This window comes from Geobacillus sp. ZGt-1 (assembly GCF_001026865.1).
Lineage (GTDB): Bacteria > Bacillota > Bacilli > Bacillales > Anoxybacillaceae > Geobacillus > Geobacillus thermoleovorans.
On the sequence record NZ_LDPD01000004.1, the window covers coordinates 8,443 to 24,382 of the forward strand.

At 52.1% G+C, this 15,940-nt stretch carries 16 protein-coding genes; 12 read left to right on the top strand and 4 right to left on the bottom strand.

What is annotated here, in order from left to right; all coding sequences use genetic code 11:
- The 7 genes from VU18_RS00760 to VU18_RS00790 all read left to right on the top strand — a co-directional run.
- On the top strand, nt 1–586 hold a 586-nt coding region (locus VU18_RS00760), incomplete at its 5' end, for a hypothetical protein (RefSeq protein ID WP_236687227.1).
- 81 nt (nt 587–667) lie between these two features.
- Nucleotides 668–1,549, top strand: a complete 882-nt coding sequence (locus tag VU18_RS00765; protein WP_011229688.1) for an ABC transporter permease subunit — start codon at nt 668–670, stop codon at nt 1,547–1,549.
- A complete protein-coding gene (locus VU18_RS00770) occupies nt 1,549–2,562 on the top strand; it encodes an ABC transporter permease (RefSeq protein ID WP_047757490.1) in 1,014 nt (337 codons plus the stop codon). The genes VU18_RS00765 and VU18_RS00770 overlap by 1 nt, the downstream gene beginning before the upstream one ends.
- Before the next feature lie 26 nt (nt 2,563–2,588).
- Nucleotides 2,589–3,194 carry a kinase gene (locus tag VU18_RS00775; protein WP_011229690.1) on the top strand — a complete coding sequence of 202 codons (606 nt, stop codon included), beginning with the start codon at nt 2,589–2,591 and terminating at the stop codon, nt 3,192–3,194.
- Nucleotides 3,195–3,713: 519 nt separating this feature from the next.
- Nucleotides 3,714–4,193 carry a DUF2975 domain-containing protein gene (locus VU18_RS00780; RefSeq protein WP_011229691.1) on the top strand — a complete coding sequence of 160 codons (480 nt, stop codon included), beginning with the start codon at nt 3,714–3,716 and terminating at the stop codon, nt 4,191–4,193.
- A 10-nt stretch (nt 4,194–4,203) separates the two neighbouring features.
- Nucleotides 4,204–4,428 carry a helix-turn-helix transcriptional regulator gene (locus VU18_RS00785; RefSeq protein ID WP_013144000.1) on the top strand — a complete coding sequence of 75 codons (225 nt, stop codon included), beginning with the start codon at nt 4,204–4,206 and terminating at the stop codon, nt 4,426–4,428.
- A gap of 16 nt (nt 4,429–4,444) precedes the next feature.
- A complete protein-coding gene (locus VU18_RS00790; protein WP_021322048.1) occupies nt 4,445–5,347 on the top strand; it encodes a DUF817 domain-containing protein in 903 nt (300 codons plus the stop codon).
- A 64-nt stretch (nt 5,348–5,411) separates the two neighbouring features.
- On the opposite strand, the gene VU18_RS00795 is transcribed toward VU18_RS00790, so the two are convergent.
- From VU18_RS00795 to VU18_RS00805, 3 genes are read right to left on the bottom strand one after another with little or no spacing between them, the layout of a single operon-like run.
- Nucleotides 5,412–5,897: a DinB family protein gene (locus VU18_RS00795; protein WP_047757491.1), complete on the bottom strand. Its 486-nt coding sequence runs from the start codon at nt 5,895–5,897 to the stop codon at nt 5,412–5,414.
- A 52-nt stretch (nt 5,898–5,949) separates the two neighbouring features.
- Entirely contained in the window at nt 5,950–6,702 is a 753-nt protein-coding gene (locus tag VU18_RS00800; protein ID WP_047757492.1) for a TatD family hydrolase, read from the bottom strand.
- A gap of 57 nt (nt 6,703–6,759) precedes the next feature.
- Complete coding sequence (locus VU18_RS00805; protein ID WP_047757505.1) at nt 6,760–8,133, bottom strand: sigma-54-dependent Fis family transcriptional regulator; 1,374 nt, start codon at nt 8,131–8,133, stop codon at nt 6,760–6,762.
- 235 nt (nt 8,134–8,368) lie between these two features.
- Here VU18_RS00805 and VU18_RS00810 point away from each other — a divergent pair, with 235 nt between their 5' ends.
- The 5 genes from VU18_RS00810 (at nt 8,369) to VU18_RS00830 (ending at nt 14,849) form a co-directional block, all read left to right on the top strand.
- Nucleotides 8,369–9,781, top strand: coding sequence for an amino acid permease (locus tag VU18_RS00810; protein ID WP_011229696.1), 1,413 nt, complete (start codon nt 8,369–8,371; stop codon nt 9,779–9,781).
- Nucleotides 9,782–9,876: 95 nt separating this feature from the next.
- A complete protein-coding gene (gene pruA / locus VU18_RS00815) occupies nt 9,877–11,424 on the top strand; it encodes an L-glutamate gamma-semialdehyde dehydrogenase (RefSeq protein ID WP_011229697.1) in 1,548 nt (515 codons plus the stop codon).
- A 115-nt stretch (nt 11,425–11,539) separates the two neighbouring features.
- A complete protein-coding gene (locus VU18_RS00820) occupies nt 11,540–12,739 on the top strand; it encodes an ornithine--oxo-acid transaminase (RefSeq protein ID WP_011229698.1) in 1,200 nt (399 codons plus the stop codon).
- 26 nt (nt 12,740–12,765) lie between these two features.
- Nucleotides 12,766–14,004: a Glu/Leu/Phe/Val dehydrogenase gene (locus VU18_RS00825; protein ID WP_014194643.1), complete on the top strand. Its 1,239-nt coding sequence runs from the start codon at nt 12,766–12,768 to the stop codon at nt 14,002–14,004.
- Between the two features lie 236 nt (nt 14,005–14,240).
- Complete coding sequence (locus VU18_RS00830) at nt 14,241–14,849, top strand: DedA family protein (RefSeq protein ID WP_011229700.1); 609 nt, start codon at nt 14,241–14,243, stop codon at nt 14,847–14,849.
- Nucleotides 14,850–15,047: 198 nt separating this feature from the next.
- Here the strand turns inward: VU18_RS00830 and VU18_RS00835 are convergent.
- Nucleotides 15,048–15,940, bottom strand: an 893-nt coding sequence (locus VU18_RS00835; RefSeq protein WP_047757509.1) for an iron ABC transporter permease, incomplete at its 5' end; no start/stop codon positions are given.

Sequence of the window (15,940 nt, forward strand, 5' to 3'; positions counted from 1 at the left end):
ACATCTTTCGGTGATGAACCTCTTTATTGAAAGATGCTTATACATACATATAAGGAGGGTTTTTATGAAGGATATCCGAATGACGGTGGTCCTTACGTTGTTGTTGCTATTGGTGCTAGTTGGCTGTGCCAAACCGAAAGTGGAGCAAACGGTAAAATTAGGTGGTGCGGTCAAAACAATCGGTGACCTAGTGGTGCTAAGCGGAAACAGCAATCTGCCAAAAGGCGCCGTCGTGCAAATTGTGATGAAAGAAATCGAGGGGGGCAAACAGGTACTCGAGGAAAAAGTAAACGTTGGGGAAGACGGAAGTTATTCATGGAGCGCGAAAAGACCGGAGCGAGCTAAGGAATATGAGCTGGATGTGATGTTTTTGCCAGAACTGCAGCCGAAGCACGTAAAAGAGAAGTATGGTGAAAAGGGAGAGCTTATCAAAAAAGACTCGTCGGGCAGAGTAGAATATCAAACAGACGGACAAACCTATGTAGGAATTAAAATGTATGACCGCATCTTGAAAATAGGCGATGGAATGGGAGGACAGCAATCCATGTTAGCAGAAACATTGCCTCCCCCGGCACCATCTTATTAAAATGCAAGCACTGGCAGCTTACAGCCGAAAGGAACATCAAGCAATCGGTTGCCCATGCTCCGAAGGAGGGGGATCAGCCTTATGAAGAAATGGAAACTCGCCTTGACGGTGCTGGCGGATTTGTTGCTTACCATTTTCACGATTATGGCGATTATCGCGTTTGCGCAAAGCTATTCCTTGTTTCCGAGCCCGCAAATGGTCACGGTATTTTGGCAGCAATTTCAGCAGCTGTTTTGGAGCTTTTTTTCTATTCGTGATATAACGGTTTCGCTCTCGCAATGGCACAATGCTCCCCTGCTCTCAACGATGATGGAGCCGTATGCCTATTCCCTTATTATTTTATGGGGGGCGCTGGCTGTTTCCTTCCTTATAGCCGTTACGGGAGCCTACATCTGCTTTTTGCTTCCGCGTCCGCTGCAAAAAATGGTTAAAGGAATCGCGTTTTTTCTTGAGTCGATCCCCGATGTTATTTTTATTTTTTCTACGCAACTGTTTGTCATCTGGGTGTTTAAAAAGACAGATTTGCTTATTGTCAATCCTGTTGCCGGTTTTGACAATGTATACGTGCTGCCGATTGTCATGATTTCCATTTTGCCTTCCATTCTGCTGTTCCAAATGACATTTCTTGCGTTTACGGAGGAAAAAGACAAGCCATACGTCGAATATGCGCTAGCGAAAGGATTGTCAAAAACGGCAGTGCTATGGCGCCATATGTTCCGCAACGCGCTGATCACCGTGTTTTCTAACGTCCAATATTTGTTTTGGTTTATGCTGTCGAACTTGTTAGTGGCGGAATATTTGTTTAATATGCACGGATTGTTCCGGTTTTTGTATGAGCAGCTCCATACGCCGGAAGTAGTGGCTATCGGTCTTGCCATGCTGTTTTTGCCGTTTTACATCATTGATGTGGCCGGGAAACGAGTGATTGCTTATTTGACGGGAATCGAGAGGGGGGTAGCGTGATGCGCGCATTCCGCAACGTTTATTTTACGATAGGGTTTATCATCGCGGCCGGTCTATTGCTGGCCAGTTTTTTATATTCTTATTGGCTGAAAGACATCATTCCACAGCCGCCGAAGCAGATCTACAATGAGGCTGGTCGGCTCGTTGACGTTCCTCCGTACCCGCCGAGCTGGGCCCATCCGTTTGGCGTCGATCGCCAAGGCGAAGATGTGTTTTGGAAGGTCATCGATGGGGCGAAATATACGATTTTCACCGCATTGGCGGTCAGTTTGCTGCGGCTGGCGTTCGGGACGGTCGGCGGAATCATGTATGCTTTTTATTTACAGAAATTTCGTTTTATTGCCGAGTCCATCGTCCGCGCCTTTCGGTTTGTGCCGGCGATATTTTTAACGATGCTCTTTTTTGCTTTCATTCCATTGGAGGAGCAAGGAGCTGGAATGGGAGTGTTGATAAAACAACTATTGGTGCTTGCGGCTGTTGCGCTTCCGCCGTTAATGCTGGTCATCGGCAATGATATCGCTGTCTTTTTGCAAAATGAATTTGTCGTTTCTTCCCGGCTGATGGGAGCTGATAACGTTTGGCTCATCCGCAAGCACGTTCTCCCGTATATGCGGCCGCGGCTGTTTTTGCTGTTTACCCAGCAGACGGTGCAGTCGCTCTTGCTGCTTGTGCATCTCGGGGCGTTTCAAATATTGCTAGGAGGCGTAAAAGTTATATATGATTCCGATGGGTTGGGCCCTCCGGAGAAGGTGGCGCTCTCCCTTTCGAACGAATGGTCCGGCTTGATCGGTCTTTCCTATCGGGAAATGATGCTTGACCAATGGATTGTTGTCGGGCCGTGTGTTGCCTTTATCGTTGCCATTTTTGCCTTTAAATTAATGGGAAAAGGGTTAGAGCAAGTAATTGCTGGAAAAGGAAAACGGAAGCAGCGGAAAAAGCAATGGAGTTCATCGGGAAAACCTGCTTCTTTTCCGCCGCAGCAGGGCGATTTTGAATTTGTACTTTATAGATAGGCTATCCTAAAAATACATGAGGGGGGATGGAGTTGCGTGATCGCATCGACTTCTTATGCAAGACCATTTTGGCGATAAAAACAGCGGGCCGATTGGTCCTCGGGATTGATGGGCTAAGCCGATCGGGCAAAACGACATTAGCCAATCAGCTGAGTCAAACGTTGCGGGAGCAAGGCATCTCCGTGTGCGTTTTTCACATGGATGATCATATTGTCGAGCGAGCCAAACGTTATCATACGGGAAACGAGGAATGGTTTGAATATTATTATTTACAGTGGGATGTGGAGTGGCTAACGCATCAGTTGTTCCGTCAACTCAAAGCATCCCACCAGCTGACCCTCCCGTTTTATGATCATGAGACCGATACGCACTCCAAGCGAACGGTTTATCTCTCTGATTCGGACATGATCATGATTGAAGGTGTTTTTCTGCAAAGGAAAGAATGGAGGCCGTTCTTTGATTTCGTCGTCTATTTGGATTGTCCGCGGGAGATTCGCTTTGCCCGTGAAAACGATCAAGTGAAACAAAACATCCAAAAGTTCATCAACCGGTATTGGAAAGCAGAAGACTATTATTTGGAAACCGAAGAGCCGATTAAACGGGCGGATGTTGTTTTCGATATGACCTCATGATCGGGAATCTTTGGTAGGGTTTGTTCCTTTGCGAGGATGACGATGTTGGAAAAGAAAACATCGAATCGATCATCGATAATTTCATACAATTTGTTGAATAATCAACGAATTGTCTTGATCTAACCATTGAAAGTGCCCTCATTCTTTTATAATGATAGACAGGTGTTGATGAAATTTATGGATTGAAGGAGGGTATCCTATTATGATTTCCGCGAAAGCACGGGCTGTCGATGAAAAACGAGTAATTGGAGGGAGTGCGGTTAAATAGCAGAATCAGGCCTGACGGGCCGAACGGCGGCTTTTTCCGAGATGGAAAGCGAATCGATTGGTAATGGCGGCGTGGAAGTGAATACGGTGTGCCTGTCGTCTCAATAGGTATGGTCGGGCGTTCCCGTGTGGGGACGTCTTTTCTTTTTGCTGTTTTGCAGAAAAAATTTAATTTAAATCAACAATTATTTATTGATAAACGATAAGACGTTCATTACAATAAAGTCGAAAACGAGTCAGTGAGGTGTTTCGATGAAACGGGAAACGTTGTTTTTGAAGGCGTCTTTAGTGTTGATCGGCCTTCCGGTTTTGGCATTGTGCCTATTTTTGGTGCCTGCGCTTGCGAAGGTGGCTGTCAAGCTGGTGCCAACGTTCCCTTGGATCAAGTATTTTGTTTATCTTGTGTTTGAGGCGTCCGCGCTGCCGTTCTACTTCGCTTTGTATCAGGCGTTCCGGTTGTTAGTGTATATTGACCGAAACGACGCGTTTTCCGAGGCGTCGGTGAAAGCGTTAAAGACGATCAAACATTGCGCCGTCGCCATCAGCGGGCTGCATTTGCTTGTCTTGCCGCTGTTTTACTTGTTCGCCGAGAAAGACGACGCTCCGGGTGTCATTTTCGTCGGTCTGATTGTGCCGTTTGCGTCGCTTGTCATCGCTGTGTTCGCCGCGGTTTTGCAAAAGCTGCTGCAGCAGGCGATTGAAATCAAACAAGAAAATGAGTTGACCATTTGAGGTGGATGACATGCCGATTATCGTGAATCTTGATGTCATGTTGGCGAAGCGGAAGATGAGCGTCACCGAGCTGTCGGAGAGAGTCGGGATCACGATGGCGAATTTGTCGATCTTGAAAAACGGGAAGGCGAAGGCGATCCGTTTCTCGACGCTCGAAGCCATTTGCAAGGCGCTCGATTGCCAGCCCGGGGACATTTTGGAGTATCGAAGTGATGAAGGGGAGTCAAATCCGTGAGTAGGGAGGGGACGGCTTGAAAGGGGAGAAACACGAGGCAGCGGTGAACGAATACCCACCGCTTTGCCTCATGATCGTCCGGGTGCGCCAGTTTTGCAGAAAGTCGCGGCTGATCAAAGCGTTTGTGCAGCTTGTTCGCTTCGGTTGGGCGCAGGTGTTGTCTTGCGTGTTTCCGGTTGTCATTTTTGCCTCATTGGCGCTGACGAAGATCGCGCCGCTTCCGCTATTGCCGCGGTATGATTGGCTGCTTGTTATTTGCCTGCTCATGCAATGGTGGATGGTGCGGTCAGGGATGGAAACGCGGGATGAACTCAAAGTGATCACCTTGTTCCACGTCATTGGACTTGCGCTCGAGCTGTTTAAAGTGCGCATGGGTTCGTGGTCGTATCCGGAAGAGGGGTATACGAAAATCTTTGGCGTGCCCTTGTACAGCGGCTTTATGTATGCGAGCGTCGCCAGCTATCTTTGCCAGGCGTGGCGAAGGCTGAAGGTGGAGTTGGTGCAATGGCCGCCGTTTTGGATGGTCGTTCCTCTCGCTTCGGCGATTTACTTGAATTTTTTCACCCACCATTATTGGGTGGACGTTCGTTGGTGGCTCTCAAGCCTCGTCATGCTTGTCTTTTGGCGGTCATGGGTGACGTATGAGGTCGGGGGAGTCCGCTACCGGATGCCGCTTGTTTTGTCCTTTTTGCTGATCGGGTTTTTCATCTGGATCGCGGAAAACATCGCCACCTTTTTTGGCGCTTGGCAATATCCAAACCAGGTGAAGGCGTGGAGCCTTGTTCATCTTGGGAAGGTGAGTTCGTGGTGTTTGCTTGTTATTGTCAGTTTTCTCATCGTGGCGACGTTAAAGCAAGTGAAAACAATGGCTGTGACAGGGGCAGTGGAGCGTTCACATGAAGATGGAAAATCGTTGTAAGCCGAGCAGGGCGGGGATTTGGCTGGTCGTTGCTCGGCTTTTTCCTTGATGAGCCGCCCGCTCCTCACGGAAGCTGTGCCTTGATTTCTTCCATTTGCGCGAGGTGGCGCTGTTCATGATAGCCGACAAATTCCACCCATTGCTTCAAATTCAGTGGCCCAAAAATTGGATGCGGGAACGATTTGGCTTCCAAGTCAGCCGGGTTGGCTTGCTCCGTGATTTGGCGCAACCGCTGCCGCGATTGATGCAATTTTTCTTCCAGTTCGTGTCGAGTGAAAAAGCGGTCGCTCGGGCGGGCGAAATCAGGCGCCTCCACTTTTTTCGAACGATCAACGGTCAAGTGGATCGGTTTCTCCTCGACCGGTTGGCTCTCGCCATGCTTTAATGTATAGGCGATCATGGCTGCGATCGATGTTTCGATTAAGTACAGGTGTTCGAGCACTTGGGCGATCGTCCAACTTCCGTCCGCCACTCGGGTGTTCAGCTGTTCGTCCGACAGCCCGGAAACGCTTTTGATCAGCTGTTGGCGCACTTGCTCATTATGATCCATCATGTTTCCCTCATTTCGATGTAGATTTGGTTTCATCGTACGATAAGGAAGATCAACCGTAAAGCCGTTTTGTGTTCGCCGTGATCATGGTTTTGACTTGTTCGATATCTCGGCCATAGTGTGCCGCCACGGCTCGCGCGGAGTCCAATAGCCATAACGGCGTCGTCAGTTTTCCGGCAAACGGGCCTGCAAACGGCCATGGGCCATCGGTTTCAAGGAGCAGCTGCTCGATGGGAACGAGGGATAACAGCTGCTTGTCGCGCTCGCGGTAGCACACTTCCGGCGTGACGGAGATGTAGTAGCCGCATTGGACGATTTGTTTGACCACGGCAGGCTCGGCCTTCAGCCAGTGGAAATGGGCTTGTCGGACACCAGCTTGCAACAAGATGGCCAAGGTCGTTTCCGCGCGGTCGTAGACGGCGTGAAGGGTGAGCGGCAAGGAAGCATCCGCGGCGATGGCCGCGATTTCGGTTAATCGTTCTTGATACGCGGGCAGCTTGGCGCATGCTTCCGCTGAATAGTATGGCAGCCCGACTTCGCCGATGGCGGCGAGCAGCGGCCGCTCTTGCTTGACAAGCTCTGTCCATTCGTTCCAATCGGCTTCGCTTGGCAGCGGTTGCTCGGGATGAAAACCGATGGCGGCGTAGACGAAGGAAGGGAATCGCTGTTTCAACTCGAGCGTTCGGCAGCTGGAGCGCAAATCGGTGGATACGGCGACGACGCCGGTGATGCCCGCTTCTTGCCAACGGTTGATTTGTTCATCGATGTCCGTGTACTGGTCGAGATGAATATGAGCGTCGATCATCCACAGCGACCTCCCCTGTCCTTTTTGCCGTCCCGCTGGCTGAGGCTTTTCGCCTTTTCATCCCCATTCCTTATCAATCTGGTACTTGCGGATGCGGTATTGCAAGTTTTGTCGGCTCAAACCAAGCGCTTTGGCCGTTTTGGTGATGTTGAAGCCGTGATGCTGCAGCGCCTTGCGGATGTAGTAAATTTCGACTTCTTCCATGTATTTGTCAAGAGGCAAAATGTCTTCCGTATCAAATAAAAAGTCCGTTTTCGTTTCGTCGGGCGCCAGCTTGGCTCGAAAAGGGGCAGGCAGATGGGCGAGGGTGATGGTTTGTTCTTGTTCCATCGTCGCCATCGTTTCCAAAATGACGGCCTCAAGCTCGCGCACGTTGCCGGGCCAGCTGTAAGCAAGAAACGCCTCTTGCACGTCATCGCCGAGTCCTTCGACATGTAGGCCATAGCGCTCGTTGCCTTGACGGATGAAATGGATAGCGAGCGGCAAAATGTCCTCTTTCCGTTCGCGCAACGGTGGCAGGACGATGCAGTGGACGGCAATTTGGTAGTAAAGCGATTTGATCAATTCTCCGTTTTGGACCGCGTCAATCGGGTCGCCGCTTGTCGAGGCGATGAGGCGAACGTCCGCACGAACCGGTTCTTGGCCATGGGCGCGGACAAACTGTTTTTCTTGCAGGAAACGGGCAAGTTTTTGTTGAAGCGGCAGGCTTAACGAGTCAATATCGTCAAGCAGGACGGTGCCGCCGTCCGCTTGTTCAAACAAGCCGGGCTGGATCTCGCCGTCTTCTTCGCTGCCAAACAGCATCGTTTCCATCCAATCGTCCGGAAGCGACAAACACGTTTGCGCAAAAAACGGCTTAGCTCGCCGTTCGCTTTCGTGGTGAATGCAGGAAGCGAGCAAGTCTTTTCCTGTCCCTTTCTCCCCAATGAGCAGCACAGACGCCTCGGAGCGGGCGGCATGACGAGCAAGGCGGATGGCCTTTTGCATGGCTTCGCTTTGGCCGATGATGTCTGCAAACGTGCGACCGGCTTCACCGCGTTGGTGGTGCTCTTGGATCAGCTTGCGGAATTTGGTGATGTCTTTGGCGATTTCCACGGCGCCGATGATGCGCCCGTCTTTTTGCAGCGGGTGTGTTTGATTGACCGTTGTCACGGCTTGTCCTTTGTTATTGAAATAGGTTTGCTGTTGATTCAGAATGCTCTTGCCGGTGCGCAACGCTTCAAGCAATGTGCTCGGCTGCTCCGGGTTGAAGCGGAAGACGTCCAAAATGTTTTTATCGAGCACGTCCTCGATGTTCATACCCTCGATGTCCCGCATTTTCCGGTTGTAAATGACGGTTTTCCCATGTTGATCGACCGCATGGACGCCAAGGTCGATCATTTCGAGAATTTGCTCATACATTGATAAAAGCGTTTCCATATCCCGGTTCACGATCAGCACCTCTCTTTTTTGTATTATAGCATAAGGTGGACGGGAGACAGGAAGGGAAAGAAAGATGTGAAAAAATTTTTTGCTAAATATATTGAAAATAGAAAAAAATAATTTCATAATAAAGTTGTAATACATTATAAATTGAAAAATAATTTTGCATAAAAGGAGGTTGCTATTCGTTTGATAAAAATGTAAGCGATTGCGGAATCTATCATAGAGAGGGGAGAGTTTTCGGATGCAACCAGTGCAAGAACTGAAACGAGAGCTAAAAAGCAGGCATTTATTTATGATCGCGCTAGGCGGAGTGATCGGCACCGGTTTGTTTTTAGGATCGGGTTATACGATTCATGAGGCGGGGCCAGGAGGGGCCGTCGTTGCTTATCTTTTTGGCGGATTGGTTATGTATTTGACCATGCTTTCGTTAGGAGAATTGGCCGTGAGAATTCCTGATGCCGGGTCGTATCAGACGTATGCGACGAAATTCATCTCGCCGGCAGTGGGGTATTGCATCGGTTGGCTGTCATGGCTGAACTGGTCGGTGACGGTCGGCATCGAGCTGCTCACGGTCAGCATTTTGATGAAGCGATGGTTTCCTGATGTGCCGACATGGGTGTTTTGTGCGGTCTTCGCTTTGCTCTTGTTTTTGATCAACGCCTTGTCTGTCAAAGGATTTGGCGAGGTGGAGTTTTGGTTTTCGAGCATCAAGGTGCTGACGGTGATCGCCTTTATTGTTCTTGGTCTGGCGGCGATGTTCGGAGTCATCCATATGAAAAATGGACAACCTGCTCCGTTTTTCTCGAACTTTACAGACCATGGGGGCTTGTTTCCAAATGGGTTTTGGGCGATCTTTACGACGATGATCCTCGTGAACTTTTCGTTCCAGGGGACGGAATTGGTCGGCGTGGCGGCAGGGGAAAGCCGCGAGCCGGAAAAAACGGTGCCGGTTGCGTTGCGCAACACCGTATGGCGCATTTTGATCTTCTTTATTTTGGCCATTTTTGTGCTGGCTGGTTTGTTTCCGTGGGAGAAAGCCGGCGTTGTGGAAAGCCCGTTTGTTGAGGTGTTTGACAACATTGGCATTCCGTATGCAGCCGATATCATGAACTTTGTCATCATTACCGCGGTGCTGTCGGTGGCCAACTCGGGCTTATATGCGACATCGCGCGTCCTCTGGTCGATGTCGCGCCAAGGCATGGTCACTCCGTTTTTCAGCAAGCTATCGAAACGCGGCGTGCCCATCAATGCGCTTATTGCCAGCATTGCCATCGGCTGCTTGTCTCTGTTGTGCAGCGTGTATGCGGAAGATACGGTGTACGTCTGGCTGACGGCGATCGCCGGATTTGGCGCCGTCACGGTGTGGGCTTCCATCGCGCTGTCAAGCTATTTCGGCCGGAAAGCGTTTTTGCGCGAAGGCGGCGATGTGCGCGATCTGAAATACAGGACGCCGTTGTATCCGTTCGTGCCGCTGGCCGCGTTTGCGTTGAATATGGCGACGATCATCGGACTGGCCTTTATCCCAGATCAACGGATCGCGCTTTACTGCGGCATTCCGTTTTTGCTCGCTTGCTACGGGTACTACCACCTTGTGGCGAAAAAACGGGTTCAGCCCCTAGCCGCAGAAGAAGGGGAGCTCAAGGCCGCCAAGTAAAAACAATTGAAAAAAGCCATAATCATTTGCATAATATAACTATGAAACCGTTTTATAACGAAAAATTTTTTTGCCTTTAAAAGGAGGATGACCAAATGGTGCAGCCGTACAGACACGAACCGCTCACCGACTTTACCGTAGAAGCAAACCGTGAGGCGTTTTTAGCGGCGCTCAAAAAAGTGGAATCGGAGCTTGGGCGCGATTATCCGCTTGTGATCGGCGGCGAGCGGGTGATGACGGAGGACAAAATCATTTCGATCAATCCGGCGAACAAAACGGAAGTGGTCGGCCGGGTGGCGAAAGCGAACAAAGAGCTGGCGGAGCGGGCGATGAAAACCGCTGATGAGGCGTTCCGCACTTGGAGCCGGACAAGTCCGGAAGCGCGGGCCGATATTTTGTTCAGGGCGGCGGCGATCGTGCGCCGGCGCAAGCACGAGTTTTCCGCTTGGCTGGTGAAAGAAGCAGGCAAACCGTGGCGCGAAGCGGACGCCGATACCGCGGAAGCGATTGACTTTATGGAATATTACGGCCGGCAAATGTTGAAGTTGAAAGACGGCATTCCGGTCGAAAGCCGTCCGGGGGAAACGAACCGCTTTTTCTATATCCCGCTTGGCGTCGGTGTCGTCATTTCACCGTGGAACTTCCCGTTTGCTATTATGGCGGGGACAACGGTCGCTTCGCTTGTGACGGGCAATACGGTGCTGCTGAAACCGGCGAGCGCAACGCCGGTGGTGGCGTATAAATTTGTGGAAGTGTTGGAAGAAGCGGGGCTTCCGGCTGGTGTATTGAACTATATCCCGGGCAGCGGCGCGGAAGTCGGCGACTATTTGGTTGACCATCCGCGCACAAGATTTATCAGCTTCACCGGATCACGGGATGTCGGCATCCGCATTTATGAGCGGGCAGCGAAAGTGCACCCAGGGCAAATTTGGCTGAAGCGGGTCATCGCGGAAATGGGCGGCAAAGACGCCATCGTTGTGGACAAGGAAGCCGACCTGGAACTGGCGGCGCAATCGATTGTCGCGTCGGCGTTTGGCTTTTCGGGGCAAAAATGTTCGGCGTGCTCGCGCGCGATCATCGTCGAAGATGTGTATGATCAAGTGCTCAGCCGTGTCGTCGAGCTGACAAAGCAGCTTAACGTCGGCGACCCGGCGGAGCAAGCGACGTTTATGGGGCCGGTGATCGACCAAAACGCGTACAACAAAATTATGGAATATATCGAGATCGGAAAACAGGAAGGCCGTCTCATGACGGGCGGGGAAGGAGACGATGCAAAGGGCTTCTTCATCCAGCCGACAGTGTTTGCTGATGTCGACCCGAACGCGCGCATCATGCAGGAGGAAATTTTCGGACCGGTCGTGGCGTTTGCGAAAGCGCGCGACTTTGACCATGCTCTTGAGATCGCGAACAACACCGAATACGGTCTGACAGGAGCCGTCATTTCGCGCAACCGGGCGAATCTCGAAAAAGCGCGGCACGAGTTCCATGTTGGCAACTTGTACTTCAACCGCGGCTGCACAGGGGCCATTGTCGGCTATCAGCCGTTTGGCGGCTTTAACATGTCAGGCACCGACTCGAAAGCTGGCGGCCCGGACTATTTGATTCTCCATATGCAAGCGAAAACCGTATCGGAAATGTTTTAATGGCGGGGCGGCCGCAGCCGCCCTTTTCCTGTAATGGAACGTTGGTCCGTCAATCGTCGGATGAAGGCAAACGTTGTCCGTGAAGGTGGAGAGTGAGGAAAAAAGGGGGATTTTGATGACGACAAAATCGCAACAGCTCATCGAACAAACGGAACGATATGGAGCACGAAATTATCATCCATTGCCGATTGTCATTTCGGAAGCGGAAGGGGTATGGGTGAAAGACCCAGAGGGCAACCGCTATATGGACATGTTAAGCGCTTATTCCGCTGTCAACCAAGGCCATCGCCATCCGAAGATTATTGAAGCGTTGAAAAAGCAAGCCGATCGGGTGACGCTCACATCGCGCGCGTTCCATAACGACCAGCTCGGCCCGTGGTACGAAAAAGTGTGCCGGTTGACGAAAAAAGAGATGGTGCTGCCGATGAACACGGGCGCCGAGGCGGTGGAAACGGCGCTCAAGGCGGCGCGCCGCTGGGCGTATGACGTCAAAGGCGTCCCGGACAACCAAGCCGAAATCATCGTTTGTGAAGGAAACTTCCACGGCCGGACGCTTGCCGCCGTGTCGCTGTCGTCCGAACCGGCTTATAAACGCGGGTTTGGACCGCTGCTATCCGGAGTGAAAATCATCCCGTACGGCGACATCGAAGCGTTGAAAGCGGCGATTACACCGAATACGGCGGCGTTTCTTGTCGAACCGATCCAAGGAGAAGCCGGCATCCGCATTCCACCGCAAGGATTTTTAAAAGCGGCGTATGACGTATGCAAAGCGAACAACGTCCTGTTCATCGCGGACGAAATTCAAACCGGTCTCGGCCGGACCGGGAAGTTGTTTGCCTGCGACTGGGAAGAGGTTGTGCCCGATATGTATATTTTAGGGAAAGCGTTGGGCGGCGGGGTGTTCCCGATTTCTTGCGTCGTCGCCAACCGCGACATTTTGTCGGTGTTTGAACCCGGTTCGCACGGATCGACGTTTGGCGGCAATCCGCTTGCATGTGCGGTGTCGATCGCGGCGCTCGAAGTGATTGAAGAAGAGCGTCTAGCGGAGCGTTCGCTTGAGCTTGGCGAATACTTCCTTTCGAAACTAAAACAAATCCGAAACGACGATATTAAAGAGATCCGCGGCCGCGGCTTATTTATCGGCGTCGAGCTGCATGTGCCGGCGCGTCCGTACTGTGAGGCGCTGAAAGAGCAAGGATTGCTTTGCAAGGAAACGCACGAGACGGTCATTCGTTTCGCACCGCCGCTCATCATTACGAAAGAGGAATTGGATTGGGCGTTCGAACGGATTGCGAATGTCTTGTCCCGTCCATAAATCGAGTCAAAGAGGCGAATGAGACGATGGAAGAAAATATGTTTCTCTCCACCCAGCGCGTGATCAAAGAGGCGCTGGCCAAACTTGGCTACGGCGAGGAGATGTATGAGCTGCTCAAAGAACCTTTGCGCGTCCTTACCGTACGCATTCCCGTCCGTATGGATGACGGAACGGTGAAAGTGTTTACCGGCTACCGCGCCCAGCATAGCGATGCCGTAGGGCCGACCAAGGGAGGCATTCGTTTTCATCCGGATGTCACCGAGGAAGAAGTCAAGGCGCTGTCGATGTGGATGACGATCAAAGCCGGAATTGTCGGCTTGCCGTATGGCGGCGGCAAAGGTGGGATCGTCTGCGACCCGCGGAACATGTCGATGGGTGAGCTGGAGCGGCTCAGCCGCGGCTATGTGCGGGCGATCAGCCAGATCGTGGGGCCATCCAAAGATATCCCGGCGCCGGACGTGTTTACCAACTCGCAAATTATGGCGTGGATGATGGATGAATATAGCCGCATCCGCGAATTTGACTCGCCTGGGTTTATCACCGGCAAGCCGCTTGTGCTCGGCGGCTCCCAAGGCCGGGAAAAAGCGACGGCGCTCGGTGTCACGATTTGCATCGAAGAAGCAGCGAAAAAAGCGGGAATCGAGTTGCAGGGGGCGCGGGTCATTATTCAAGGATTCGGCAATGCAGGCAGCTTTTTGGCCAAGTTTTTGCATGAAGCTGGAGCTCGCGTCATTGGCATTTCCGATGCGTATGGCGCGTTGTATGACCCGAACGGACTGGATATTCCGTATTTGTTGGATCGCCGCGACAGTTTTGGCACGGTGACAACGCTGTTTGAGAATGTCATCACCAATCAAGAGCTGCTGGAAAAAGAGTGTGATATTTTAGTTCCGGCCGCGGTAGCGAATCAAATTACGCGTGACAATGCCGCGAATATTCGCGCTAAAATTGTGGTCGAGGCGGCCAACGGCCCGACGACGCTGGAAGCGACCAAAATCTTGACGGAGCGGGGCGTGCTATTGGTGCCTGATGTGCTGGCGAGCGCTGGCGGGGTGACGGTTTCCTATTTTGAATGGGTGCAAAACAACCAAGGCTATTATTGGACGGAAGAGGAAGTCGTCGAGAAGTTGAAAGAGAAATTGACGAGCGCGTTTCATCGCGTCTATGAATTGGCGGAATCGCGCCGTGTGGATATGCGCATGGCGGCGTACATGATCGGGCTGCGCCAAACAGCAGAAGCAGCTCGCTACCGCGGTTGGGTATAATCATGGAAAGGTTGTTGCTAGGGGGGCGTGCCGTCCATCCTCATCTGCTTGGGGGTGGGCGGCCTTTCGTTTGCGAGACGCCGATGAAGCCGGTGATATCGAAGGGAGAGCGAAAGCAAGCTGCTTTTCTTTTTTGCAAAGGATCTTTTTTTGTACTACCATATCATATACATACATTATGAGGAAAGAGACATGCGTACATACAATGAGCCGTGCGGAAGGGAGAGAATGGCGCCATGCAGGCGTGGATCACTGATTTTATGGAGCAATTTGGCTATATCGGCATTTTTTTTATGATCGCGCTGGAAAATATCTTTCCGCCGATTCCGTCGGAAGTCATTTTGCCGTTTGGCGGGTTTATGACGACGTACACGTCTTTGACGGTGCCTGGCGTTATTGCGGCGGCGACCGCCGGTTCGGTTGCCGGGGCATTGGTGCTGTACGGCATCGGCCGGCTGTTGTCGGTTGAGCGGCTCGAGCGGATCGTTGACCGTTGGGGCGGATGGCTGCGGGTGAAGCCGGAAGACATCGCCAAGGCGAACCTGACGTTTCACCGCTATGGGGTGTGGGCCGTTTTTTTCGGGCGCATGGTTCCGCTTGTACGCAGCTTGATTTCCATCCCGGCGGGCATGGCGAAGATGAATATAGGGCTGTTTGTCTGGCTGTCGGTGCTGGGCACGCTCATTTGGAATACGATTTTAATCTCGATCGGGGCGGCGCTCGGTGAGTCGTGGGGGAAAGTATCCGAAGTGATTGGGATGTACGCCGAAGTGGTGTATGTCATTATTGCTGCGATCATTTTGATTGGAGCTGTCCGCTTTTGGAAGCGGCGCCGGGCTTCTTAATTCCGGCATTTTAAGGAATGGTTTTGCCAAAAAGGGCTGCGCGCCCAAGGCTGTTTTTCGGTCTTGGAGCCAGCCCTTTTCGCATCGCAAACGGAAAAATTCCCGTTTCAAAGTGAAACGGGAGTAGAGAGATGAAGATGAAGGCAGTTGAACGAGCTTATCCGCCATCCTTGATCCGTCTCATGGCCATCAAAAGGTTCAACGCTTCAATAACAAATAAATGAAGTATGGTGCACCGATGAATGACACAACAACTCCGGCCGGAAGCGGTTCGGCGAGAACGTTTCGCCCGATCGTGTCAGCGGCAAGCAGCAGCCAGCCGCCGATGAGCATCGCTGCCGGAATGGCCCGCTCATGGCGCGGGCCGATGATCATTTTGGCGATGTGCGGCGCCATTAAGCCGATAAAAGAGATGCCCCCGGTTACAGCGACGGCCGCTGCAGCGACGGCGACCGCTGTCGCCATCAGTACGAGCCGCTCGCGGCGAACATGAACGCCGACGCCGATGGCGACCGGATCGCCTAAATGCAAAAGGTTTAGCCGTTTCGCCCGATATAGACCGATCAATGCACCGATGACAAGCCACGGCAGCATCGCCCAAACAAACGGCCAATCATCGCCCCAAATGTTTCCGGAAAGCCATCTGGCGATAAAGTCGACTTTCGTTCGGTCCGCGGCGGAAATGAGGATGATCATGAGCCCGGAGAGCGCCATCGAAAACCCGATCCCGGTCAGGACGAACGATACCGGCTGCAGCCCGGTTGTTTGATGGTAGGAAACGGCGTACATGGCCGCCGCCGTCAACAGTGCTCCCACTAAGGCGACGAGCGGCAGAGCATAAAGGAACGTCCCGGCTTCAATCGGGAAAAATAAAAAGAATATAGCGACGCCTGCGCCGGCACCGGCGTTGATGCCCAATATGCCCGGATCGGCGAGCTCATTTCGGGTGGTGCCTTGCAGCATCGCTCCCGACAAGGCGAGCGCCATCCCGGCGAGCAACGTAATCACGATGCGCGGCAGGCGGAGAGAAAACAAAATAAACGCTTCTTGCATCGAACCGTAGCCGAACAGTGTCGGCGCGATGCGTCCGT

Excerpts from the sequence above, each read along its gene's own strand:
- VU18_RS00765 (WP_011229688.1), top strand. The coding sequence starts at position 668 with ATGAAGAAATGGAAACTCGCCTTGACGGTGCTGGCGGATTTGTTGCTT.
- VU18_RS00770 (WP_047757490.1), top strand. The coding sequence starts at position 1,549 with ATGCGCGCATTCCGCAACGTTTATTTTACGATAGGGTTTATCATCGCG.
- VU18_RS00775 (WP_011229690.1), top strand. The coding sequence starts at position 2,589 with ATGGAGTTGCGTGATCGCATCGACTTCTTATGCAAGACCATTTTGGCG.
- VU18_RS00780 (WP_011229691.1), top strand. The coding sequence starts at position 3,714 with ATGAAACGGGAAACGTTGTTTTTGAAGGCGTCTTTAGTGTTGATCGGC.
- VU18_RS00785 (WP_013144000.1), top strand. The coding sequence starts at position 4,204 with ATGCCGATTATCGTGAATCTTGATGTCATGTTGGCGAAGCGGAAGATG.
- VU18_RS00795 (WP_047757491.1), bottom strand. The coding sequence starts at position 5,897 with ATGGATCATAATGAGCAAGTGCGCCAACAGCTGATCAAAAGCGTTTCC.
- VU18_RS00800 (WP_047757492.1), bottom strand. The coding sequence starts at position 6,702 with ATGATCGACGCTCATATTCATCTCGACCAGTACACGGACATCGATGAA.
- VU18_RS00810 (WP_011229696.1), top strand. The coding sequence starts at position 8,369 with ATGCAACCAGTGCAAGAACTGAAACGAGAGCTAAAAAGCAGGCATTTA.
- pruA (WP_011229697.1), top strand. The coding sequence starts at position 9,877 with ATGGTGCAGCCGTACAGACACGAACCGCTCACCGACTTTACCGTAGAA.
- VU18_RS00820 (WP_011229698.1), top strand. The coding sequence starts at position 11,540 with ATGACGACAAAATCGCAACAGCTCATCGAACAAACGGAACGATATGGA.
- VU18_RS00825 (WP_014194643.1), top strand. The coding sequence starts at position 12,766 with ATGGAAGAAAATATGTTTCTCTCCACCCAGCGCGTGATCAAAGAGGCG.
- VU18_RS00830 (WP_011229700.1), top strand. The coding sequence starts at position 14,241 with ATGCAGGCGTGGATCACTGATTTTATGGAGCAATTTGGCTATATCGGC.